The organism is Mycobacterium sp. NPDC004974, from assembly GCF_053600815.1.
In genome coordinates this window covers 48,511-71,532 of record NZ_JBSGAQ010000022.1, presented here as the reverse complement: position 1 = coordinate 71,532, position 23,022 = coordinate 48,511, and the positions used below count along the sequence as shown (strand labels likewise).

General features: G+C 67.7%; 23 protein-coding genes and 1 pseudogene. 14 read left to right on the top strand and 10 right to left on the bottom strand.

Going from position 1 to position 23,022, the window contains the following annotated elements:
- Positions 1 to 101: 101 nt before the first annotated feature.
- Positions 102 to 1,019, bottom strand: a complete 918-nt coding sequence (locus ACWEFV_RS31510) for a 1,4-dihydroxy-2-naphthoyl-CoA synthase (RefSeq protein WP_135458334.1) — start codon at positions 1,017 to 1,019, stop codon at positions 102 to 104.
- Positions 1,020 to 1,129: 110 nt separating this feature from the next.
- Between ACWEFV_RS31510 and ACWEFV_RS31505 the strand changes: the two genes are divergently transcribed.
- Positions 1,130 to 1,408, top strand: coding sequence for a hypothetical protein (locus tag ACWEFV_RS31505; protein ID WP_135458332.1), 279 nt, complete (start codon positions 1,130 to 1,132; stop codon positions 1,406 to 1,408).
- 7 nt (positions 1,409 to 1,415) lie between these two features.
- On the opposite strand, the gene ACWEFV_RS31500 is transcribed toward ACWEFV_RS31505, so the two are convergent.
- From ACWEFV_RS31500 to ACWEFV_RS31480, 5 genes and pseudogenes are all read right to left on the bottom strand, one after another.
- A complete protein-coding gene (locus tag ACWEFV_RS31500; protein WP_135458329.1) occupies positions 1,416 to 1,859 on the bottom strand; it encodes a nitroreductase family deazaflavin-dependent oxidoreductase in 444 nt (147 codons plus the stop codon).
- Between the two features lie 9 nt (positions 1,860 to 1,868).
- A pseudogene (locus ACWEFV_RS31495) lies at positions 1,869 to 2,557 on the bottom strand (HAD family hydrolase).
- Between the two features lie 22 nt (positions 2,558 to 2,579).
- On the bottom strand, positions 2,580 to 3,845 hold the full coding sequence (locus ACWEFV_RS31490; protein WP_450073072.1) for an RNA polymerase sigma factor: 1,266 nt from the start codon (positions 3,843 to 3,845) through the stop codon (positions 2,580 to 2,582).
- Positions 3,846 to 3,944: 99 nt separating this feature from the next.
- Positions 3,945 to 5,555: a fatty-acid--CoA ligase FadD8 gene (gene fadD8 / locus ACWEFV_RS31485; protein WP_135458325.1), complete on the bottom strand. Its 1,611-nt coding sequence runs from the start codon at positions 5,553 to 5,555 to the stop codon at positions 3,945 to 3,947.
- 207 nt (positions 5,556 to 5,762) lie between these two features.
- Positions 5,763 to 6,221: a YciI family protein gene (locus tag ACWEFV_RS31480; RefSeq protein ID WP_135458323.1), complete on the bottom strand. Its 459-nt coding sequence runs from the start codon at positions 6,219 to 6,221 to the stop codon at positions 5,763 to 5,765.
- 145 nt (positions 6,222 to 6,366) lie between these two features.
- Between ACWEFV_RS31480 and ACWEFV_RS31475 the strand changes: the two genes are divergently transcribed.
- From ACWEFV_RS31475 to ACWEFV_RS31430, 10 genes are all read left to right on the top strand, one after another.
- Positions 6,367 to 7,983: an amidohydrolase gene (locus ACWEFV_RS31475; RefSeq protein WP_450073071.1), complete on the top strand. Its 1,617-nt coding sequence runs from the start codon at positions 6,367 to 6,369 to the stop codon at positions 7,981 to 7,983.
- A gap of 29 nt (positions 7,984 to 8,012) precedes the next feature.
- Positions 8,013 to 9,578: a long-chain-fatty-acid--CoA ligase gene (locus ACWEFV_RS31470; protein WP_450073070.1), complete on the top strand. Its 1,566-nt coding sequence runs from the start codon at positions 8,013 to 8,015 to the stop codon at positions 9,576 to 9,578.
- A gap of 87 nt (positions 9,579 to 9,665) precedes the next feature.
- Positions 9,666 to 10,628 carry an esterase family protein gene (locus tag ACWEFV_RS31465; protein ID WP_450073069.1) on the top strand — a complete coding sequence of 321 codons (963 nt, stop codon included), beginning with the start codon at positions 9,666 to 9,668 and terminating at the stop codon, positions 10,626 to 10,628.
- Between the two features lie 23 nt (positions 10,629 to 10,651).
- Positions 10,652 to 11,623: an o-succinylbenzoate synthase gene (locus tag ACWEFV_RS31460; RefSeq protein WP_450073068.1), complete on the top strand. Its 972-nt coding sequence runs from the start codon at positions 10,652 to 10,654 to the stop codon at positions 11,621 to 11,623.
- Between the two features lie 45 nt (positions 11,624 to 11,668).
- Complete coding sequence (locus tag ACWEFV_RS31455) at positions 11,669 to 12,805, top strand: LLM class flavin-dependent oxidoreductase (protein ID WP_450073067.1); 1,137 nt, start codon at positions 11,669 to 11,671, stop codon at positions 12,803 to 12,805.
- Between the two features lie 129 nt (positions 12,806 to 12,934).
- A complete protein-coding gene (locus ACWEFV_RS31450; RefSeq protein WP_450073066.1) occupies positions 12,935 to 13,930 on the top strand; it encodes a GlxA family transcriptional regulator in 996 nt (331 codons plus the stop codon).
- A gap of 12 nt (positions 13,931 to 13,942) precedes the next feature.
- Positions 13,943 to 14,668: a DJ-1/PfpI family protein gene (locus ACWEFV_RS31445; RefSeq protein ID WP_450073065.1), complete on the top strand. Its 726-nt coding sequence runs from the start codon at positions 13,943 to 13,945 to the stop codon at positions 14,666 to 14,668.
- Positions 14,669 to 14,730: 62 nt separating this feature from the next.
- Positions 14,731 to 15,531 carry an alpha/beta fold hydrolase gene (locus ACWEFV_RS31440; RefSeq protein ID WP_135458305.1) on the top strand — a complete coding sequence of 267 codons (801 nt, stop codon included), beginning with the start codon at positions 14,731 to 14,733 and terminating at the stop codon, positions 15,529 to 15,531.
- Between the two features lie 16 nt (positions 15,532 to 15,547).
- Positions 15,548 to 17,185: a 2-succinyl-5-enolpyruvyl-6-hydroxy-3-cyclohexene-1-carboxylic-acid synthase gene (gene menD / locus ACWEFV_RS31435; RefSeq protein WP_167857983.1), complete on the top strand. Its 1,638-nt coding sequence runs from the start codon at positions 15,548 to 15,550 to the stop codon at positions 17,183 to 17,185.
- A gap of 32 nt (positions 17,186 to 17,217) precedes the next feature.
- Positions 17,218 to 17,703 carry a DUF3592 domain-containing protein gene (locus ACWEFV_RS31430; RefSeq protein ID WP_135460277.1) on the top strand — a complete coding sequence of 162 codons (486 nt, stop codon included), beginning with the start codon at positions 17,218 to 17,220 and terminating at the stop codon, positions 17,701 to 17,703.
- Here ACWEFV_RS31430 and ACWEFV_RS31425 read toward each other — a convergent pair.
- Positions 17,687 to 18,379: a DsbA family protein gene (locus ACWEFV_RS31425; protein ID WP_286175150.1), complete on the bottom strand. Its 693-nt coding sequence runs from the start codon at positions 18,377 to 18,379 to the stop codon at positions 17,687 to 17,689. The two genes, ACWEFV_RS31430 and ACWEFV_RS31425, sit on opposite strands and share 17 nt — an antisense overlap.
- Positions 18,380 to 18,468: 89 nt before the next feature.
- On the opposite strand from ACWEFV_RS31425, the gene ACWEFV_RS31420 reads away from it, so the two are divergent.
- Positions 18,469 to 19,596, top strand: coding sequence for a glycosyltransferase family 4 protein (locus ACWEFV_RS31420; protein ID WP_450073064.1), 1,128 nt, complete (start codon positions 18,469 to 18,471; stop codon positions 19,594 to 19,596).
- A 20-nt stretch (positions 19,597 to 19,616) separates the two neighbouring features.
- Here ACWEFV_RS31420 and ACWEFV_RS31415 read toward each other — a convergent pair whose 3' ends face one another.
- The gene (locus ACWEFV_RS31415) at positions 19,617 to 20,441 is read right to left on the bottom strand and encodes an SDR family oxidoreductase (RefSeq protein WP_450073063.1); all 825 of its coding nucleotides are present in this window, start codon (positions 20,439 to 20,441) and stop codon (positions 19,617 to 19,619) included.
- 82 nt (positions 20,442 to 20,523) lie between these two features.
- Here ACWEFV_RS31415 and ACWEFV_RS31410 point away from each other — a divergent pair, with 82 nt between their 5' ends.
- The gene (locus tag ACWEFV_RS31410; RefSeq protein ID WP_450073062.1) at positions 20,524 to 21,222 is read left to right on the top strand and encodes a demethylmenaquinone methyltransferase; all 699 of its coding nucleotides are present in this window, start codon (positions 20,524 to 20,526) and stop codon (positions 21,220 to 21,222) included.
- Here ACWEFV_RS31410 and ACWEFV_RS31405 read toward each other — a convergent pair.
- Together ACWEFV_RS31405 and ACWEFV_RS31400 are read right to left on the bottom strand one after the other, a co-directional pair.
- Positions 21,211 to 21,513: a hypothetical protein gene (locus ACWEFV_RS31405; protein ID WP_450073061.1), complete on the bottom strand. Its 303-nt coding sequence runs from the start codon at positions 21,511 to 21,513 to the stop codon at positions 21,211 to 21,213. The two genes, ACWEFV_RS31410 and ACWEFV_RS31405, sit on opposite strands and share 12 nt — an antisense overlap.
- Positions 21,510 to 22,154 carry a hypothetical protein gene (locus ACWEFV_RS31400; protein WP_450073060.1) on the bottom strand — a complete coding sequence of 215 codons (645 nt, stop codon included), beginning with the start codon at positions 22,152 to 22,154 and terminating at the stop codon, positions 21,510 to 21,512. Before ACWEFV_RS31400 ends, ACWEFV_RS31405 begins: the two co-directional genes overlap by 4 nt.
- A 166-nt stretch (positions 22,155 to 22,320) precedes the next feature.
- Between ACWEFV_RS31400 and ACWEFV_RS31395 the strand changes: the two genes are divergently transcribed.
- Positions 22,321 to 23,010 (top strand): hypothetical protein, encoded by a 690-nt coding sequence (locus ACWEFV_RS31395; protein WP_450073059.1) that lies wholly within the window; start codon positions 22,321 to 22,323, stop codon positions 23,008 to 23,010.
- Positions 23,011 to 23,022: the final 12 nt, after the last annotated feature.

The window sequence follows — 23,022 nt, the reverse complement described above, 5'->3', positions numbered from 1 at the left end:
CCGACATTGCGCAATTGATCGGCCGCGGTGTTGGCCACCGCGATCGATGTCGGATCGTTCGATGCCACCCGCGGTCAGCGCGGCTGAAACTCCACAAATCACTAGAAGTAGCGGGGGAAACCGCTCCAGTCCGGATCGCGCTTCTCCAGGAACGCGTCGCGGCCCTCGACGGCCTCGTCGGTCATGTAGGCCAAGCGGGTGGCCTCCCCGGCGAACACCTGCTGGCCCACCAGGCCGTCGTCGATCAGGTTGAACGAGAACTTGAGCATCCGGATGGCCTGGGGCGATTTGCCGTTGATCTCCGCGGCCCACTGCAGGCCGACGGACTCGAGCTCGGCATGGTCGACAACCTCGTTCACCGCGCCCATCTGGTACATGGTCTCGGCGTCGTAGGCGCGGCCCAGGAAGAAGATCTCGCGGGCGAACTTCTGCCCGGTCTGGCGGGCCAGGTAGGCGCTGCCGAACCCACCGTCGAAGCTGCCGACGTCGGCGTCGGTCTGCTTGAACCGGGCGTGCTGGCGGCTGGCCAGGGTCAGGTCGCAGGTGACGTGCAGGCTGTGCCCGCCGCCGGCCGCCCAACCGTTGACCAGGCAGATCACCACCTTCGGCATGAACCGGATGAGTCGCTGCACCTCGAGGATGTGCAGCCGCCCGGCCCGCGCCGGATCGACCGTCTCGGCGGTGTCTCCTGCCGCGTACTGGTAACCGGACCGGCCCCGGATGCGCTGGTCCCCGCCGGAGCAGAAGGCCCAGCCGCCGTCTTTTTGCGAGGGGCCGTTGCCGGTCAGCAGCACCACCCCGACGTCGGGGGACATCCGGGCGTGGTCGAGGACGCGGTACAGCTCGTCGACGGTGTGCGGTCGGAAGGCGTTGCGCACCTCGGGCCGGTCGAACGCGATCCGGACCGTGGGCTGCCGGGCGCCGTCGGCGACGTGGCGGTGGTACGTGATGTCGGTCAGATCGTCGAAGCCGGGCACCGGCTCCCAGACCGTCGGGTCGAACGGGTTGTCTGCACTCACGTGGTCGACTGTAGAGCGAGGGCGGCGGGAGGTTTCACAGGTACCGTCGCGGGGTACGAAACCCGGCGCGATGATGTGTACCGCGCACCACCAGATCAGAGGGGACCACGATGAAGCGCTCAGTGAGTGTGTTGTTGGCGGGATTGGCTACGGGCATGGTGCTCGTCGGATGCTCGCCCGCGATCACCGGTGGTGACACCAAGTGCAAGGACTTCATCGGGCAGGACGAGAAGACGCAGAACGACGCGGTGGCCAAGATGCTCAAGGACGAAAAGGGCACCGATGCAGCGCAGCTGGAGATCACCGGAACCCGGTTGGCGGTGCAGACCTACTGCCAGACGGTCGGCAAGCAGGACTCCAAGATCAAGGAGGCCCCGCACCTGAGCTGAGCGCGGGCTAGATCGGGTCCAGCCGGAACACCGGGCAGCGTCCGGCCAGGGCCTCGAACTCGTCGGGATTGGGCCCGGTCACCAGCCCGGCGTTGCGCATGAAACCCACACCGGTCGGCACCAGGATCGGGAACTGACGTAGCAGCGGCCGGGCCTGTTCGGCCGGGATCTCCACCAGCCGCACCCGCTGGTCACGGCGGCCGTGGTGCACCGTTGCCTCACCGGCGGCGCGGGCGTTGGCCGCCCAGTCGCCTTTCGGCAGCCCGCCGACGATGTAGCGGTGGCCGTCGATGGTCATCGGGGTGACCGGCGTCGACCGGGGTTTACCGGACTTGCGGCCCGGCACCGTCAGCACCACAGGCCCCGTGCCGACGCCGAGCTTGTTCAGCCCGATCATCATCTTGTTGACGTACTTCAGCCACCACGGTGGCCGGATGCGATCGTCAGCCATGGCTCCACACTAGGCGCGGATGTCGACGCCCTGCAGGGCCGCGATCAGCCCGTCGGGCCGCTCTGTGGTGGGCAGTGGGTCGACCAGCGCGAACTGACAACCCACCGCGCGGGCACCGCCGTCGGCCTCCTCGCTGTCACCGACCATCAGCGCGTCCTGAGCAGCCACACCCAGGCGGTCCAGCGCCGCGGTGAAGATTGCCGGGTCGGGCTTGACCGCACCGACTTCGAAGGACAGCACGAACTCGTCGACGTGCTCGGCCGTGCCGATCGCCGTGAACGCCGGACGTACGTCGAACGCGATGTTGGAGACGACGGCCGTCCGGATTCCCTGTGCATTCAGGTTTTGAACACCCGCGCGGTGTCGGGGTAGGCGGTCCAGCTGGCCGGATCGATCACCCGGTTGTACAGCGATTCGGCGTGGTGGTCCGCCAATCCGGATTCCCGCAGCACATGCAGGTACGCCTCCCGGTGCAGGTGGGGCGCCAGGTCGCGGTTGGCCCAGGCCCGGTATTGCTCGTCGGTCATCGCCACGGACCGCCCGGTCGGGGCGGTGAGCCGGCGCATCAATTCGGTTTGGACGTGGCCGTCGACCTCTTGTTCGTCGACGGCCATCCCGGCGAACCAGCTGTCCTGTTCCTCGAGGCGGAACAGGGTCCCGGAGAAGTCGAACAACACGGCCGACACCATGTCCGCCATCGTGCCATGAGGCGGGCAGGTATCAGCCGCGTTCGCGGATTGCCTTGTCCACCAGTACCTGTCGTTCGCGTTCGTTGTCAGTCAATTCGGCGGCCCGGTCGAACTGTTCGGCGGCGTCGAGGTTCCGGCCCAGTCGGGACAGCAGTTCGCCGCGGACGCTGGGCAGTAGATAGGAGCCGTCCAGACCCTCGATACCGTCGACGATCTCCCACGCCTCCTGCGGGCCCGAGCGCATCGCGACGGCCACTGCGCGGTTGAGCTGCACGACGGGGGAGGGCGTGATCTGCAGCAGGGCGTCGTAGAGCGCGACGATGCGGTTCCAGTCGGTGTCGGCTGCGGTCGGGGCCACCGCGTGGCATTCGGCGAGCGCGGCCTGCAGCGCATACGGGCCCCAACCCCGTTGCTGCCGTGCGGCACCGGAGCGCTGAAGGGCGGCGACGCCGCGTTGGATCTGCGCACGGTCCCAGCGGGCCCGGTTCTGGTCTTCCAGCAGGATGGGCCGGCCCTCGGCGTCGGTGCGGGCGGCAAAGCGGGACGACTGGAACTCCATGAGCGCCACGAGGCCGTGGACTTCGGGTTGGTCGGACGCCAGTGCCGCCAGCACACGCCCCAATCTCAGTGCTTCGGTGCACAATTCGTCGCGGATCCACCGCTGTCCGGCGGACGCCGAGTAGCCCTCGTTGTAGATCAGATAGATGACCGAGAGCACCGCCGACAGTCGCTGCGGGTATTCGTCGCGGGGCGGTACCTCGAAGGGTGGGTTGGCCTGGGCCAGAGCCTTTTTGGCCCGGGTGATGCGGGCGGCCGCGGTGGCGGTCGAGGTCAGGAAGGCCCGGGCGATCTCGTCGGTGCTCAGCCCGCCGACCATGCGTAGCGTCAGCGCGATCTGGGCCTCGCGGGACAACACCGGGTGGGCGGTGATGAAGATCAGCCGCAGCACGTCGTCGTCGATGCGGTCGGGGTCCCAGGCTTCCTCGACGTGTTCGGCCAGATCGCGGGCCAGCACGGCGTACTTGGCGTCGAGGTTCTCCGCGCGCCGCCAGTGATCGATGGCCTTGCGTTTGGCCACCGTGGTCAGCCAGGCGCCGGGATTGCGTGGCACACCGGTCTGGGGCCATTGCGTGAGCGCGTCGAGCAAGGCTTCGGATGCCAGATCCTCGGCCAGGGCGACATCACCGACCGCGCGGGTCAGGGTGGCCAGGATCTTGGCAGCTTCCATCCGCCACACCGCGTCGAGGGTGGCGTGCATGTCAGCAGCGGTTGCCGGGTCGTCGGGCACCTCACCCATTCTGCCGAGCAGACGCGCAGGTACCCCAAATCGCGTGAATCCGGGGTACCTACGCTGGGGGCCCCTCCCGCTTGCGGGGGACTGCTCGCGCAGGGAGACTCAGCCGATCGCGCGGGCGGCGCCCTCCCAGAACTGGGCCCGGACGGCCTTCTTGTCGGGCTTGCCGAGTGCGGTCACCGGCACGGAGTCGACGACGATCACCTGCTTGGGCGATTGCACCGAGCCCTTGCGGTCCTTGACCGACGACTGGATCTCCGCGGTCACCTTGGCCACCGCCTCGTCGTCGGAGGCGGCGTCGGGCCGCAGCACGATCACCGCGGTCACGGCCTCGCCCCACTTCTCGTCGGGGGTGCCGATCACGCACACCTGTGCCACCGAGGGATGTTCGGCCACAACGTCTTCCACTTCACGCGGGAACACGTTGAATCCGCCGGTGACGATCATGTCCTTGACCCGGTCGACGATGAACCAGTAGCCGTCCTCGTCCTCGCGGGCCATGTCGCCGGTGTGCAGCCAGCCGTCCTTGAAGGTGTCGGCGGTGGCCTCGGGCAGCTTCCAGTAGCCCCCGGCCAGCAGTGGCCCGGACACACAGATCTCGCCGACCTCGCCCTGCGGCACGGGCTGGCCGGAAGCGTCCAGTAGCGCGGTCCGGGCGAACAGCGTGGGCCTGCCACAGGAGGTCAGCCGCTTCTCGTCGTGATCCTTCTTGCCCAGGTACGAGATCACCATCGGGGCCTCGGACTGGCCGTAGTACTGCGCGAAGATCGGCCCGAAGCGCTTGAGCGCCTCGGCCAGCCGCACCGGGTTCATCGCCGAGGCGCCGTAGTACACGGTCTCCAGCGAGGACAGGTCACGGGTGTGCGAGTCCGGGTGGTCCATCAGCGCGTAGATCATCGACGGCACCAGCATGGTCGCGGTGATGCGCTGTTCCTCGATCACCCGCAGCACCTCGGCCGGGTCGAACTTGGTCAGCACCACCAGTTCGCCGCCCTTGACGATGGTCGGTGTGAAGAAGGCCGCGCCGGCATGCGACAGCGGGGTGCACATCAGGAAGCGCGGGTTCTCGGGCCACTCCCACTCAGCGAGCTGAATGGTCGTCATAGTGGAGATCGAGCGCACCGTGCCCATCACGCCCTTGGGCTTACCGGTGGTGCCGCCGGTGTAGGTCAGGCCGCCGACGTGCTCGGGAGCGAGTTCGGCGGCCACCAGGGGCGCCGGGGAGTACTTGGCGGCCTCGGCCGTGAGGTCGGAGACCGATGCGCTGGAGGCGGCCAGGGCCTCGGGCACCGGTCCGATCGTCAGCACCTGCCGCAGCGACGGCACCTTCTCCAGCAACCCCAGGGCCCGCTCCACGAACGCCGGCGTGGGGTCGATGATGAGCGTCGTCACCTCGGCGTCGGACAGCACGTAGGCGTGATCGTCCAGCGAACCGAGAGGGTGTAGTGCGGTGCGACGGTACCCCTGGGTCTGGCCGGCGCCGATGATCATCAGCACCTCGGGGCGGTTCAGCGACAGCAGGCCGACGCCTTCACCGGTGCCCGCGCCGAGCGCTTCGAAGGCCTGAATGTACTGGCTGATGCGTTCCGCGAGCTCGCCACCGGTCAGGGTGGTGTCGCCGAGGAACAGCACAGGCTTGTCCTTGTTGCGCTTGAGCGCGCCGACCGTGAGGTGGCCGGAATGGATGGGATGGTGCAGCAGCGCATCACTCATGGGGTCCAGATTAGAACGTGTTCCAGAAACCGTGGAGCCGATCCCCCGATGTCGGTGTAACACGAGGTCGCCGCGGAGCGATATACGGGTCGAAATACAGGTAGCGCGCTACTCGTGTCGACCCTGTTGACGCTGCCTAATGTGACTGATTGTGGGGGTGGGAGCCAGGCCCCGGCGGGTTAGGGACCGCCGGGGCCTGTGCCCAGGTCAGCGGTTGGCGGCCTCACGGGCCTGCTGGGCGAGCTTCTCTGCCAGTTCGGCCTTCCACTGGATCTCTTTCTGAACCCACTCGTTGTCCTGCGGAAACTCATCGGTTTCGCTGACCCGGCGGACCTCCAGCTTCACGCCGCAGCCCAGCGGGCACTTCCGCGCCCACTGCTTGGCCTCCTCTTTGGAGGACACATCGAGCATCCAGAACCCGTTGAACAGCTCCTTGGCCTCGGTGTACGGCCCGTCGGTGACCACCGGGGGATCGGCATTGAAATCGACGACGAAGCCTTCGTCGGGGTCGGTCAATCCCTCGCCGGCCAGCAGTACGCCGGCCTTGATGAGCTCCTCGTTGTAGCGGCCCATCGACGCGATGATCTCGTTGAAGTCGATGTTCTGCTCGGCCATCGCCGTCTCGGCTTCGGGGGTGGACCGCATGATCAGCATGTAGCGCGACATTGTCTGTCTCCTTCTGGTGTCGGGAAGGGGCCCGTCCATTGTTCTTGAGTGGCCCTCGTTAGTACGTCGAACGGCACCCCGCGGAAATCGACACGGCAGCCGGAATTTCTTTCGAGCAAACCTCGCCGCCCTTAGCATCGCGGGCATGACCACTCCCGCGTCTGCCGATCTCGTCCTCTACGGAACCATCCTCACAGTCGACTCCGCGCGACCCACTGCCGAGGCGATCGCGGTGTCCGGCGGCCGTATCGTCGCGGTCGGGTCCCGGTCGGAGTTGGCTGCCTGGGTCGGCCCCGCGACCGACGTCCGCGAGGCCGACGGCTGCGTCATGCCGGGTTTCGTTGAGGCGCACGGTCATCCGTTGATGGAGGCGGTGGCGTTGTCAGGCCGCATCGTCGACATCCGTCCGGTCACGTTGGAGAACGCCGAGGCGGTGCTCGACGCGATCGGCGCGGAGGTGGCCAGACGCGGGGCCGACGGTGCCTTCTTGAACGGCTGGGATCCGTTGCTGCAGCACGGATTGCCGGAGCCCACCCTGGCCTGGCTGGACGCCACCGCCCCGGATACCCCGCTGGTGATCGTGCACAACTCGGGCCACAAGGCGTACTTCAACTCGGCGGCGGCGCGCCGCGCCGGACTGACGAAGGACACCCCGGACCCCAAGGGCGCCAAGTACGGGCGCGATGCCGACGGCAACCTCGACGGTACGGCCGAGGAGACCGGAGCGGTGTTCCCGCTGCTGGGCGACGCCATCTCGGTGAGCGACTACCCGGCGATGCTGGCCGCCGAATGCGCCCGTCTGAACCGCGCCGGGCTGACGACCTGCTCGGAGATGGCGTTCGACCCGATGTTCCGGCCGCTGCTCGCGCAGCTGCACGACCAGTTGACGGTGCGGTTGCGTACCTACGAGATGTCCACCGCGGCCCTGCACACCGATGCCACCCCGTCCGAGGGGGACGACATCGTGCGTCAGGTCGGCATCAAGATCTGGGTCGACGGGTCGCCATGGGTCGGCAACATCGACCTGACGTTCCCGTACCTGGATACCGAGGCCACCCGGACCATCGGGGTGGTGCCCGGCTCCTGCGGGCACGCCAACTACACGAAAGAGCAACTCGCCGAGATCGTCGGCACGTTCTTTCCGCAGGGCTGGCAGTTGGCCTGCCACGTGCACGGCGACGCCGGGGTGGACACCATCCTCGACGTCTACGAAGAGGTTCTGCGGGCGCATCCCCGTGACGATCACCGGCTGCGGCTGGAACACGTCGGTGCCATCACGCCCGAGCAGTTGCAGCGTGCCCACGCCCTCGGCGTCACCTGCAGCCTGTTCGTCGACCACCTGCACTACTGGGGCGACGTGCTCGTCGACGGGTTGTTCGGGCCCGAGCACGGCGGACGGTGGATGCCCGCAGGCTCCGCGGTGGCCACGGGCATGCGGATCTCCCTGCACAACGATCCGCCGGTCACCCCGGAGGAGCCGCTGCGCAACATCAGCGTGGCCGTCACGCGGACCGCTCCGAGCGGCCGCGTCCTGGCGCCCGAAGAGCGGCTGACCGTTGAGCAGGGGATCCGGGCGCAGACGATCGATGCGGCGTGGCAGTTGTTCGCCGACAACGTGATCGGTTCGCTCGAGGTGGGTAAGTACGCCGACCTGGTGATCGTGTCCGCGGACCCCCGTGAAACCGCTCCGGAGAGCATCGCGGACCTGGAGGTACAGGCCACGTTCCTGGCCGGGCGGCAGGTTTATCCGAAAGCTGGCTGACGGCTGGCGTGCCGTGGCACGCTCGGGGCATGTCAGATTTGCCGGCTCCGAAGTTTCTCGACGAACGTGTCGCCCACTGGGCAGTGACCAAACCTGACGAGGAGGCGGTCACGTATCTGGGCCGCACGTGGACCTGGTCGCAGTGGTACGACCGGGTCCAGCGGTTGGCCGGTGCGTTGAGTGCGTGGGGCGTCGGTCGTGGCGACGTGGTCGCGTTCCTCGACAAGAACCACCCGGCATGTGTCGAGATGACGCTGGCGGCCGCGTCACTCGGTGCGGCCAACGCCATCATCAACTTTCGGCTCGCCGCCGACGAGTTGGATTATGTGCTCAACGACTGCCGGGCGAAGGTATTGGTGGTCGGTGAGGAGCTCCGGGCGGGCATCGACGCGATCGCCGACCGCCTCACGTCCGTCGAGCACATCGTGACGGTGACCCCCGAGGGCGGTGACGGGGACGAGTATGAGGCGCTGCTCGCCGGCGCGTCGCCGGTCGGTCGTGCACCGGACGTGCAGTCCGACGACGTGGCGATCGTCATGTATTCCTCGGGTACCACCGGCCGGCCCAAGGGCATTGCGCTCACCCACACCAATGTCATCGCCCACACTCTCAATGCGTTCGAGGGCTGGACGCTCGGCGACGGGGACAAGAGCCTGGTGGCCATGCCGCTGTTCCATGTCGGCGGGTCGTCGTACATGCAGTGGGGGCTGCACCACGGGGCGCCGAGTTACATGACGCGTGATGTTGACGGCATGGCGTTGGCCGGCGGAATTCTGGCCGGGGCGAACCGGACGTTCCTCGTGCCTGCGGTGCTGTCCAAGGTGTTCGATACCGGTGAGGACGCCGTGAAGCTGTTCGGTGCGCTGAAGACCTTTGCCTACGGTGCGTCGCCAATGCCGTTGCCGCTGTTGCGTTCTGCGTTGCAGGCGTGGCCCGAGACGGAGTTCATCCAGGTCTACGGGTTGACCGAGGTGTCCGGTGCGATCAGCCGATTGGGTCCGGACGATCATCGCGGGGCGACCGAAGCGCGGCTCATGAGTGCGGGCACCGTCGTCCCCGGCAGCGAGGTCAGGGTGGTGGACCCCGACACCGGTGTCGATGTGCCCGTCGGCGAACAGGGTGAATTGTGGTTCCGTTCACCGCAATTGATGAAGGGTTATCTCAACCGGCCGGACGCCACGGCGGAGTCGATCACGCCCGAGGGCTGGTTCCGCACGGGCGATATCGGCCGCGTGGACGACGGTGGGTACATCTTCGTCGAGGACCGGCTCAAGGACATGATCATCTCCGGTGGGGAGAACATCTACTCGATCGAGGTCGAGCGGGTGCTGGCCGAACATCCCGCGGTCACCGAGGTCGCGGTGATCGGCGTGCCTGACGAAAAATGGGGCGAGTCGGTGAAAGCCGTTGTGACACTGGACGGGGACGTCACCGAACGGGATCTGATCGCGTTCGCCCGGGAACATCTTGCAGCCTACAAGTGCCCCAAATCGGTGGATATCGTGGACGAATTGCCCCGAAATCCCACCGGCAAGATCCTCAAGAAAGACCTGCGCAAGCCGTACTGGGAGGGCCGCGATCGCGCCACCGTTTAGGAATTGGCGCCCGATTTCTCTGTATTTCCCGTTCCGGGCGGAGTAGCTTCGGCTCCATACGTGTGCGTGGAGATGTGGGGTGCGGACATGGCACATGCGCATAGATTGAAGCGATTCGCTCGCGGGTTCGGGTTTCTGACTGCCCTGGCCATGGTGGTGACCGGCGGACTACTCGGGCCGCCACCGACGGCAAATGCCTGGTCAAGAGCGGGTTTACCGGTCGAGATGCTGACAGTGCCGTCAGGGGCGATGGGCCGCGATGTCAAGGTCCAGTTCCAGGGCGGCGGGTCTCACGCGGTCTATCTGTTGGACGGCTTGCGGGCCCGCGACGACTTCAGCGGGTGGGACATCGAGACTCCGGCATTCGAGTGGTTCTACCAATCCGGGCTGTCGGTGGTCATGCCGGTCGGCGGTATGTCGAGCTTCTACACCGACTGGTACCAGCCCGCCGCGGGCAACGGCGGGGTATGGACGTACAAGTGGGAGACGTTCCTGACCAGTGAGTTGCCGCAGTGGCTGGCGGCGAACAAGCATGTGTCCTCGTCGGGCAACGCTGTGGTCGGGCTGTCGATGTCGGGCAGCTCGGCGCTGATTCTCGCCGCGTACTACCCACAGCAGTTCCGCTATGCGGGGTCGTTGTCGGCGTTCCTGAATCCGTCGGCCGGCCCGTGGCCCGGGTTGATCGGGCTGGCGATGGGCGATTCCGGTGGTTTCTCGCCCACGGCCATGTGGGGCCCGCCCGGTGATCCGGCGTGGGCGCGCAACGATCCGACGCTGCAGGTGGGGCGACTGGTGGCGAACAACACTCGCATCTGGGTCTACTGCGGCTCGGGGACGCCGGGAGAGTTGGGCGGTAACGACGTCGCCTCGACCTTCCTGGAAAACACTGCGCTGCAGAGCAACTTCAACTTCCGCGATCAGTACGTCGCGGCGGGCGGGCACAACGCGGTGTTCAACTTCCCGCCCACCGGCACCCACACGTGGGGCTACTGGGGTGCGCAATTGAACCAGATGAAGCCCGACATCCAGCGGACATTGGGCGCCGGCTGACCGGTTTGGGCATCATTGACGGCGTGATTGACGCGACGCCGGCACTGGACGAGCTCCTGGAGCGTCTTCACGTCGTTGCCCTGCCGATGCGGGTTCGCTTCCGCGGCATCACGGTTCGTGAGGTGGCGCTGATCGACGGCCCGGCCGGCTGGGGTGAGTTCGGCGCGTTCCCCGAATACGAGGCGCCGGAGGCGGCGGCCTGGCTGGCGGCCGGGATCGAGGGCGCGTACGGCCCGGCGCCGGCGGTGTACCGCGACCGTGTCCCGATCAATGCCACCGTGCCTGCGGTGCCGGCCGGTCAGGTGCCCGAGGTTCTGGCGCGGTTTCCCGGAGCGCGCACGGCCAAGGTCAAGGTGGCCGAGCCGGGTCAGACGCTGGCCGACGACGTCGCGCGGGTCAACGCCGTGCGCGCACACGTTCCGGTGGTGCGGGTGGATGCGAATGCAGGCTGGACGCTGCGGGAGGCGGTGGCTGCCGCGGCGGCGCTGACCGCCGACGGACCGCTGGAGTATCTGGAACAGCCGTGCGCGACGGTCGACGAGTTGGCCGCTCTGCGCCGGCAGGTGGCGGTGCCGATCGCCGCTGACGAGTCGATCCGCAAGGCGTCTGACCCGCTGCGGGTGGTGCGGGCCCGCGCCGCTGACGTCGCGGTGCTCAAGGTGGCGCCGCTGGGTGGGGTGGCGCGGATGCTCGACATCGCCGCGCAGATCGATATCCCGATCGTGGTGTCCAGTGCACTGGATTCCGCGGTGGGCATTGCCCGGGGACTGTTGGCCGCCGCGGCGCTGCCCGAGTTGCGGCATGCCTGCGGGCTGGGCACGGGCGGACTTTTCGTGGAGGACGTCGCGGAGGCGCCCGCGCCGGTGGGCGGCTACCTGCCCGTCGGGGCGGTGGTGCCGGATCCTGCGCGGTTGTCTGCGCTGGCTGCGACGCCGGAGCGACGGCAGTGGTGGATCGATCGGGTACGGGAGTGCTACCCGCTGATATTGGAGTAGGCCCTTACTCTAGGGACCTGCTTGCCGCGGGCTGATCCTGATGCGATGAAGCTCGGCATCATGGATCCGATCACCGCGGCACGGCCTGCTGTGGATACGTTCACGCGAGCCAACTACCTGAGTGCCGTCGCCAGCGGCGTCGACTCTTTCTGGGTACCCGACCATCTCAACGCCATGGTTCCGAGGGCGCTGTGGCAGCCGAAGTACATGGGTGGCGCAAAGATTCTGCCGACGGGCGACGCCTTCCTCGAGCCGTGGACCATGTTGGGCCACATCGCCGCACGTAACCGGATCGGGCGGCTCCGCCTGGGGGTGGGAGTGACCGACACCGGACGGCGTAACCCGGCCGTCACCGCGCAGGCGGCTGCCACTCTGCAGTTGCTGACAAAGGGTCGCGCCATCCTCGGCATTGGCACCGGGGAGCGCGAGGGCAACGAGCCGTACGGGGTGGACTGGTCGAAGCCGGTGGCCCGGTTCGAGGAGGCGATGGCCACGATCCGCGCCCTGTGGGACTCCAAAGGCGAACTCGTCAACCGTGATTCGTCGTACTTCCCGCTACGCAACGCCATTTTCGATCTTCCTCCCTACCGCGGAAAATGGCCGGAGATCTGGATCGGCGCACATGGTCCCCGCATGTTGCGTGCCACGGGCCGCTACGCCGATGCGTACTTCCCGATGTTTCCCCATCGGCCCGTCGACTACAAAGAGCGTCTCGATCGGGTCCGCGAAGCGGCGTCCGACGCCGGCCGTGATCCGATGGCGATCGTTCCGGCGGTGGGGCTTTTCGTTGTCCCCGGCCGCAGCCGGGACGCCGTTGAGGAGGCGCTCGAGTGCGAGCTGATCCGGTCGACCGGTCTGAGCGCCGCTGATGAGCATTTCGTCCGGCACGGAGCGCAGCATCCGCTGGGTGCCGGGTTCTCGGGTGCCCAGGACCTCCTCCCGCAGGCCATGGATGAGCAGACGGCGCTGTCGCATACGGCTGCGGTGCCGATTCCGTTGCTGCGCGAGGTGTTGCTGACGGGTACTCCCGCCGAGATTGCCGATCGGGCCGCGGAGTGGCGCGATTGCGGTGTGCGGTACATGGTGCTGATGAATATCGGTGTGGCCCAACGTAGCTTGCGCAAGGGAATGGCGACGCAACTGCCTTTCAGCCAGGCGTTGCGCAAGCTCAAGAAGCTGTAGGGGCTGCGGGGCGGTAGGGCCCTGGCACCACATTCGTCACACCATCGCGACGCGGTCCGACAAGCCCATGTCCTGATTTGTGGGGTACAGGGCATAGACGCCATCGCCGAGGTCACGAACACTGGAGATGTGACGCGATCGGTGGTGATCCTGGGCTACCCCGGGGTGCAGGCCCTGGACCTGGCCGGGCCGTTCGACGTGTTCGCCACCGCCACGCTGGCCCTGGTCGGCCAGGGCCGATCCGACGACGGCTACGCCGTCACCCTGACCGCCGTGGACGGCCGGCCCGTCACCACGCTCACCGGGTTGGAGTTCGTCGCCGCGCCATTGCCTGACCCGCACGCTCCGATCGACACCATCGTCATCCCCGGCGGTATCGGAACCGACGCCGCCCGAGCCGACCCGGCAGTGGTCGACTGGATCAGCACCGCATCGCGCCACGCCCGCCGCGTCGTCAGTGTGTGCACCGGAGCGTTCCTGGCCGCTGAGGCCGGGTTGCTCGACGGCTGCACCGCTACCACTCACTGGTCCTCGGCCCGTCGATTGGCCGATGAATTCCCTTCGGTGGCGGTAAATCCCGATCCGATCTTCGTGCGGAGCTCCGAGCGCGTGTGGACGGCGGCCGGCGTGACCGCAGGCATCGACCTGGCGTTGTCACTGGTCGAGGACGACTACGGCACCGACATCGCCCAGACTGTCGCCCGGTACCTGGTGCTCTACCTTCGTCGGCCCGGCGGGCAGACTCAGTTCGCTGCGCCGGTGTGGATGCCACGGGCCAAGCGTGCTCCGATCCGCGAGGTGCAGGAATCCATCGAGGTCGAACCCGGTGGTGCGCACAGCATTTCCGATCTGGCCCGGCGCGCGGCGATGAGCCCCCGGCATTTCACCCGGGTGTTCACCGACGAGGTCGGTGAGGCGCCCGGTGCCTACGTGGAACGTATCCGCACCGATGCCGCGCGGCGTCAGCTCGAGGAATCCGATGACACCGTCACCGTCATCGCCGCCCGCTGCGGGTTCGGCACCGCCGAGACCATGCGGCGCAATTTCGTTCGGCGCCTTGGTATTTCACCTGACCAGTACCGCAAGACTTCCGCGCACGCGAGGAGCGGAGATTTAACCGCCTGAAAGGAACAAACCATGCAGATCGCAATCGTGTTGTACCCCAGCTTCACCGCGCTCGATTTCATCGGGCCCTATGAGGTGCTGCGCAACCTGCCCGACACGGAAGTGCGGTTCGTCTGGCACGAGCCGGGCCCCGTCACCGCCGACTCCGGGGTGCTGATGGTGGGCGCCACCCACAGTTTCGACGAAACCCCTTCGCCCGATGTGGTGCTGGTGCCCGGCGGGCCGGGCACCACCATGGTGGCCCGCGACGAAAGGGTGCTCGACTGGGTGCGGCAGGTGTATCCGGGGACCACCTGGATGGCCTCGGTGTGCTCGGGTTCGGTGGTGCTGGCCGCGGCGGGCCTGCTGGATGGGAAGCGTGCCACCTCGCACTGGTCGGTGTTGAGCGCGCTGAAGCTGATGGGCGCCACCCCGGTGGGGGATCAGCGCATCGTGCGTGCCGACCCCGACGGGAAGGTGATCACGGCGGCGGGTGTCTCGGCGGGGATCGACCTGGCCATGTGGTTGGCCGGTCAGATCGGCGGCGAGGCGAAGGCCAAGGCCATTCAGCTGATGATCGAGTACGACCCGCAGCCGCCGTTCGACTCCGGGCACATGTCGAAGGCGAGCGCGGCCACCAAGGCCGGCGCCACCGCATTGCTGGGCAAGGACATGATCAAGCCCGAACCGCTCAAGGCCGGGGTGTTGCTGGCCTGGGATCAGGCGATCCGCAGGGTGCGGGGGCGCCGCAGCGCGTGAGCGCTGAGACGGCTGCAGCGCGTGAGCTGTTGCACTGACTGTCATCAAGTAGCGTCGGCCGGATGAACTTGGCTTATGACGAGCGAGGCAAGGGCGACCCGGTGCTGTTCATCGCCGGACGCGGGGGAGCCGGCCGCACCTGGCATCTGCATCAGGTCCCCGCGCTGCAGCGGGCCGGCTACCGCGTCATCACCTTCGACAACCGCGGGGTCGGCGCGACGGAGAACGCCCAGGGGTTCGGCACCGAGCAGATGGTGGCCGACACCGCCGAGCTGATCGAGAAGCTGGGTGCTGCTCCGGCGCACATCGTGGGTGTGTCGATGGGCTCGTTCATCGCTCAGGAACTGATGTTGGCCCGTCCCGAGCTGGTGCGATCGGCGGTGTTGATGGCCACCCGCGGCCGGCACGACCGGGCCCGCGAGTTCTTCCGTACCGCCGAACGCGACCTGGCGGCCTCGGGCGTTCAGCTGCCGCCGACGTTCGACGCCAAGCTCCGGATGATGGAGAGTTTCTCGCCCAAGACGCTCAACGACGACGTGCTGGTGCGCGACTGGAGTGAGATGTTCACCATGTGGCCCACCAAGCAGACACCGGGGCTGGTGGCCCAGTCCGACGCCGCTCCGGTGGGTAACCGGCTGCCGGCGTACCAGGCCATCACTGCGCCAGTGCTGGTCATCGGGTTCGCCGACGACGTGGTGCTGCCGCCGCACCTGAGCCGTGAGGTGGCCGACGCGATTCCCACAGCCCGTTACCTGGAGATCCCCGACACCGGCCATCTCGGCTTCATCGAGAGGCCCGACGCCGTCAACGCCGCGCTGCTCGAGTTCCTGGCCGGGCAGACCGGGCAGACCGGCCGGTACTGACGAATAAGGTGGAGTGGTGAACCCCTCGACGGCACAGGCGCGCGTAGTCGTCGACGAACTGATCCGCGGCGGTGTCCGCGATGTGGTGCTGTGCCCGGGCTCGCGGAATGCGCCGCTGGCGTTCGCGCTGTCCGACGCCGACCGTGCCGGCCGCATACGCCTTCACGTCCGCATCGACGAGCGCACGGCCGGGTACCTGGCCGTCGGTCTTGCAGTCGCCGAGCGGTCCCCGGTCTGCATCGCGATGACCTCGGGCACCGCGGTGGCGAACCTCGGCCCCGCGGTCGTCGAGGCCAACTACGCCCGGGTGCCGCTGATCGTGCTGAGCGCCAACCGGCCCTATGAGATGTTGGGCACCGGCGCCAATCAGACCTTTGAGCAGTTGGGTTATTTCGGTACCCAGGTGCGGGCGAACATCAGTGTGGGTCTGGCGCCCGAACTCACCGGGGCGAAGCCGGGCGAACTCATTTCGCTCAACGCCCAGTGGCGCTCGGCGACCTGCCGGGTGCTTGCGGCGGCCACCGGATCGCGTACCGCCAACGCCGGGCCCGTGCAGTTCGACATCCCGCTGCGCGAGCCGCTGGTTCCCGACAGCGCGCACGGGGATGCGTCCTTCCCGCCGGGCCGCCCGGACGGCAAGCCCTGGACCTACACCCCGCCGGTGAGTTTCGACCAGCCGCTGGAGATCGACCTCACCCCGGACACCGTGGTGATCGCCGGCCATGGTGCCGGCGTCCACCCCAATCTGGCGGGGTTGCCGACGGTGGCCGAGCCCACCGCGCCGCTTCCGGAGAACCCGCTGCACCCGCTGGCGCTGCGCCTCGTGCACCCCAAACAGGTCATCATGCTGGGGCGTCCCACCCTGCACCGGCCGGTCTCGGCACTGCTGGCCGATCCGGCGGTGCCGGTCTACGCACTGACCACGGGCCCGCGCTGGCCCGACGTCTCGGGCAACTCGATGGCCACCGGCACCCGCGCGGTGACGACCGGCACCCCGGACCCGGCCTGGCTGAGCCGCTGCACCGAGCTCAACCAGCACGCCGTGGCGGCGGTGCGGCAGCAACTCGCGTCGCACCCGCTGACCACCGGTCTGCACGTGGCCGCGGTGGTCGCCGATGCGCTGCGCCCGGGGGATCAGCTGGTGCTCGGGGCGTCCAATCCGGTGCGCGACGCCGCCCTGGTCGGGCTGCGCACTGCGGGCGTCAAGGTGCGGTCCAACCGCGGTGTCGCCGGTATCGACGGCACCGTGTCGACGGCGATCGGTGCGGCGCTGGCGCACGATGGCCGGACCATTGCGCTGATCGGGGATCTGACCTTTGTGCACGACAGCTCGGGGCTGTTGGTCGGGCCCACCGAGCCGACGCCGCGCAACCTGACCATCGTGGTGTCCAACGACAACGGTGGCGGCATCTTCGAGCTGCTCGAACAGGGTGATCCACGGTTCGCCGACGTCTCGTCGCGAATCTTCGGAACCCCGCACGATGTGGATGTCGCGGCGTTGTGCCGCGCCTATCACGTGGACAGTCAGCAGGTGGAGGCTGACGCACTCGGCGCTGCGCTGGCCGAACCCTTCGACGGGATGCGGGTGCTGGAGGTGAAGGCCGACCGGTCGTCGCTGCGCGCCCTGCACGCGTCGATCAAGGCCGCCTTGTGAGGCCCGCGCAGATCGCGGCGCGTTTGCGGGCGATGGTGCAGCCGCTGATTCCGCACCTGTACGGCGAACCGGGCGAGACGCGGTCCCAGCGGATCATCCGCCGGGTGCGGATCGGCGTGGTGATCGCCGCGTGCCTGGTCACGTTGCAGTCGGTGCTGCTCGTGCTCGGCGCGTGGCGCAATGACCAGCAGATCGAGAGCAACATGGGCGTGGCCGCCGCCGAGGTGCTCAGTGCCGGACCGCGGCGCTCGACGATCGAGTTCGTCACGCCCGACCGCGTGACCTACCGTCCCGAGCTGGGCGTGCTGTATCCGTCCGAACTCGACACCGGGATGCGGATCTACGTCGAATACGACAAGAACAATCCCGATCTGGTGCGGGTCCGCGACCGCGATGCCTCACTGTCGATCATCCCGGCCGGGTCGATCGCGGTGGTGGGCTGGTTGGTTGCGGCCGCGGCGCTGACGCTGCTGGCGTTCCTGCAGCGACGGCTGAGCCGGGTCAGCTCCGCGGCGTAGCCAGCAGTTTGGCCAGCCAGTCAGGGTCGCTGGTGTCGACAACCTGCTCGCCGACGAGGTCGTAGATCGCCGGGGTGGACACCTCATATTGGGTTTCGGTGAGCAGTTCGGCGTTGGCGTCGTTGAGCTGGTCGGCGTCGACGGCGTGCTCACCCGCGGCGATCTTTTCGGTCTGCTCGGCGCCGACCCCGCTGTCGGAGGCCATGGCGGCGATCTGGTCGTCGGTCGGGCCGGGCGAGCCCTCGGGTTCCTGGTGGCCCCACAGATCCTGCACGAACGCCTGGAATGCCGCCCCGGTGGTAGTCGGTCCCGCGGCCAGGAACAGAGCATTGGCCACGTGGGCCGAATACTCGGTGACCGAGCGGTCCAGGAAGGTCAGCGGCCGGTACGTCACCGCCAACTTGCCCTGGCCGACGGCGTTGGCGATAGCGTCGCCGAACTCATGCTGCAGGTGTGCACATGCCGGGCACTGTGGTTCGGTGAAGAACTCGATCCGCGCGGGCGCATCCGGATAGCCGATCTGGACCCCCCAGCCGTCCTGGGTGATCGCGCTGCCGGGTTTGTCTCCGTTGGCCTGCGCGGTGCCGTCGACGAGCCGGGTGCAGCCCGTGGTGGACCCCGCAACGGACAAGGCCAGCACGGCCAGCATCGCTGCAGCAACGCGGGACAAACGCATGCCGCAACACTAGCCCCGCGCATCAGCTTTTAGCGTGTCGTATCCCCGGACGCTACCTAGGCGACAGGTGCCGCTGAGACCATTCCGGTGTGCGCGTTGCGATCGTTGCAGAGTCCTTCCTCCCGAATGTCAACGGCGTCACCAACTCGGTGCTTCGGGTGATCGAGCATCTCCGCCGCACCGGCCACGAGGTACTCGTCATCGCCCCGGACACTCCGCGGGGTCAGCCGCCCGCCGACCGCGTCCATGACGGTGTACGTGTGCACCGGGTGCCCTCACGGATGTTTCCCAAGGTGACCTCGCTGCCGCTGGGTGTGCCGCGGCCCCGGATAGTGAACGTGCTGCGCGGCTTCGACCCCGACGTCGTTCACCTCGCATCGCCGGCCCTGCTCGGCTGGGGCGGCGTACATGCCTCCCGCTACCTGGGGGTGCCGACGGTGGCGGTGTTCCAGACCGATGTCGCCGGTTTCGCCGAGAGCTACGGCGTCGGCGTCCTCTCGCGGGCCTCGTGGGCGTGGACGCGGAGGCTGCACAGCAAGGCCGACCGCACGCTTGCCCCGTCCACCTCAGCGATGGAAAACCTTGAAGCCCACCGGATTCCCCGGGTTTTCAAGTGGGGGCGCGGGGTCGACATCACGGGTTTCGCGCCGTCGGCCCGCGATGAGCAACTGCGGGCGACGTGGTCTCCCGAGGGCAGGCCGATCGTCGGGTTCGTCGGGCGGCTGGCGCCGGAGAAGCACGTGGAGCGGCTGGCCGCGCTGGCCGGGCGGGACGACCTTCAGCTGGTGGTGGTGGGCGACGGGGTGGACCGCGCCAAACTCCGAACAGTCTTGCCCACCGCCGTTTTCACCGGTGAACTGCACGGTGAGGCGCTGGCTGCGGCCTACGCCAGCATGGACGTCTTCGTCCACCCCGGTGAGCACGAGACGTTCTGCCAGGCCGTGCAGGAGGCGATGGCCTCCGGCCTGCCGGTGATCGCTCCCGATGCCGGCGGACCCAGGGACCTGGTGGCGCCGTACCGCACCGGGTTGTTGCTGCCCGTCGAGGAATTCGAGTCCGCCCTGCCCGCATCCGTGGAGCATCTGATCGCCGAGCGGTCGCGCTACTCGGTGGCCGCGCGTCGCAGCGTGCTGAGCCGTACCTGGCCCGCGATCTGCGATGAGCTGATCGGGCACTACGAGGCCGTGCAGGGCCTGCGTCAGTTGCGCGCTGCGTGACCTCTACCCGGCGAGCGAACTCAGCCCTGTGCCAGGACCGACACCGGCTGCCACTGCTCCCAGGTCGCCAGCCGGCTCTCGTAATCGGCCTTCGCCAACTGCAGCGGTAGTTCGCCGAAAAACACTCGCAGCGGCGGGTTTTCGGCGTCGACGATCTTCAGCACCGCCTCGGCCGAGGCCTTGGGATCCCCGGGCTTGGCGCCGCGCTGTGCCCGGGCGCGTTGTGCGGCCGCGCGGGCCTCGTCGTAATCGGCAAGCGGGGCAGCTTGTCTGGCCGAGGATCCGGCCCAGTCGGTGGAGAACCCGCCCGGCTCGATCAGCGTCACATGGATACCGAACGGTGCGACTTCGGCGGCCAGCGACTGCGAGAACCCTTCCAGCGCCCACTTGGACGCGTGGTACATGCCGACCAACGGGAACGCGGTGATTCCGCCGATCGAGGACACCTGGATGATGTGCCCGCTGCCTTGCGCCCGCAGGTACGGCAGCGCGGCCTGGGTGACCCACAGCGCGCCGAAGACGTTCGTCTCGATCTGATCGCGGGCGTCGGCCTCCGACAGCTCCTCGATGAACCCGAACTGGCCGTAGCCCGCGTTGTTGACGACGATGTCGAGGCGGCCGAAGCGATCGTGGGCCGCTTTCACGGCGGCGAAGTCCGCCTCGCGGTCGGTGACGTCCAGCTTGATCGGCAGCAGCGCGTCGCCGTACTTGTCGGCCAGATCGGCCAGTGTCGCGGTGTCACGCGCGGTGGCGGCCACCTTGTCCCCCCGATCCAGGGCAGCGATCGCCCACTCCCGTCCGAAGCCCCGCGATGCACCGGTGATGAACCACACTTTTTCGCTCATGATCAGGTTCAAGTCGTGCCGGTGGGCGCCAATTCCCGGTCGCAGGAAGTTCACAGCGAGGACTACGGGTACCGTCGGCGGCGTGAGTCGCGCGAGCCTGGAGAAGAACCCCCACGAAGTGGCATCGATGTTCGATGCCGTGGCACGGCGCTACGACCTGACCAACACGGTGCTGTCACTCGGGCAGGACCGGTTCTGGCGTCGGCAGACGCATGCGGCGCTGGGCATCGGCCCCGGCGACAAGGTGTTGGACCTGGCCGCGGGGACCGCGGTGTCGACGGTCGAGTTGGCGACATCGGGTGCCTGGTGTGTGGCCGCGGACTTCTCGGTGGGCATGCTCGCCGCCGGGGCGTCACGCCCGGTGCCCAAGGTGGGCGCCGACGCCACCCGGTTGCCGTTCGCCGACGGGGTGTTCGACGCGGTCACCATCAGCTTCGGGTTGCGCAACGTGGTCGACCACGTGGCGGGCCTGCGTGAGATGGCCCGGGTGACGCGGCCCGGTGGCCGGCTGGTGGTGTGTGAGTTCTCCACGCCGACCAACCGTGCGTTCGCAACGCTGTACAAGGAGTACCTGATGCAGGCGCTGCCGCGGATGGCCACCGCGGTGTCGAGCAACCCGGACGCATATGTGTATCTGGCCGAGTCGATTCGGGCCTGGCCGGATCAGGATGAGCTGGCGCGCCGCATCGGCGAGGCCGGCTGGTCACAGGTCAAGTGGCGCAACCTGACCGGTGGCATCGTGGCGCTGCATGCGGCGACGAAACCGGTGTCAGGTCAATAATCGCCAGACGATCATGCCCAGAGGACCAAGTACAAGCGCGGACATCAGGGCCATCTGGAGGTAATCGCGCACCTTGAGCCGGGTCAGATCCTGCGCACCGCGCCGCAGCGGCACCCACCGCTTGCCGGTCGGGGTCTGCATCTGTGCCTGATATGCGGCAGCCCATTGCGACGTGGCCTGGAGCGCCTGGTTGCGTTCTGCGCCAGAATCGAGTTGCGCCTGGGCTTCCCACAGCCGAGCATTGCGCAGCGCCACCAGAGCGTCGGGTGTGGGGCGCGGTTGCTTGGTCATGTGGCCCCTCCGAACAGCCCGGTGACCGGGCCCTGTTGGAGCCGTTCCTCGAGGTATTGGAGGAACAGCACTGCCAACATCAACTCGGGCAGTGGGTAAGGCTTTGGTTGTGGGCTGTCGAGCAGATAGTCGGAGAACGACCGGTGGGTGCTCTTATAACCGGTGGAGTACATCACTTGGCCGTGGATACGGCCGATCCGGGTCCCGGTGCAGTCGAAGATCGGTATGGGTTTGTCCGTTCTGCTTTGGTGTATCTCGGTGGCGCCCAACCACTGCCGGTTCGCCTCCAATCCCAATGTGCCACCGTGGCAACGGGAGAACTGCGCAACCGGAGCGGTGCGGCGGAGGCGTCCCACGAGATGACCGCTCGCGTCAGTGACCTGCATCGCCAGGTCCGGCCCAGCGTGGGACCGCTCATCGAACCAGCTGAGGTACAGCAGAACTGCCCCATCGGGACGGAAGATGGCGAAGTGCCGTTCGCCCTGCATCACAGCGAGGGGTTGGATCAGGGCCAACTGTTGGTCGAAGACGTTCTCGAGCGAACAACAGATGTTGCGATCTTTGGGATCGGTAACGGCGCGCAGGTAGAGCAGAGGTTCGCCGAACGGGAATCCAGCAACGGGCCGGGCGTGCGGAGGCAATTGTGCCTGCGCGGCCGGCGATGGTGCGCTTTCGATGACGGTCCCCCCCTGGTGTACGTCTACCTGGCGACGATGCTAGACCAGAGTTGCGAGTGTGAATCCGCTGCGAGTAGTGGGTACGACCCTAGGATCGCGATGGATCGCTGTGGTGACGAGAGGACCTTGCGTGTACCCACCTGCCGGCGGCCCTCACCAGGGGCCGCAGCCTAACCCGCCGCACCACCACGGCTACCCGCAGCATCTGCCGCCCCGCTACCCGATCGAGCCGATGCCGCCACCGCCGTGGCAGGACCCGTCCATCGCGCCACCGCAGAAACCGAAGGGGCGTGCCAGGTACCTGCCGATCGTCGTATCCGGGCTTTTCGGTGCGCTCTTGGTCACGGTCGCCATGGTGATGCTCCGCGGGGACACTGGTGGCTATTTCGACAGCGGCGATCGGGTGACACCGACGGCTGACGGGCACATGGTGTTCGCCAAAGAGAAGCACCTCGACGGAAAGCCGCCGAGTTCGGTGCGCTGTACCGCGATCACCGATGCCGGCGAGGAGTTGACGCTGCCCGCGCCGGATGAGGTCAAAACCACGTCCCGCGGTGCCCGGCCCACAATCAGGTATGTGTCGGTGGCCGAATTACCCACCGACCGAGGCCCTTTGGCGGTGACCTGCATCAGAGTCGGGTCGGATTTCAGCCCCGAACTGGTGCTGGGCAAGCCGGAATCGTCCACCAGCGTGCTGGTCTTCTTCGCCGGGTATGGGGCGCTGATGGTAGTTCTAATCGGCGTGGTGATCGTCGCGAACCGCAGGTACATGAACCGCTACCCGGCGCCGCAGGGCGATGGACAGAAATGGCAGGTTTGAGCCCCGGCTGAG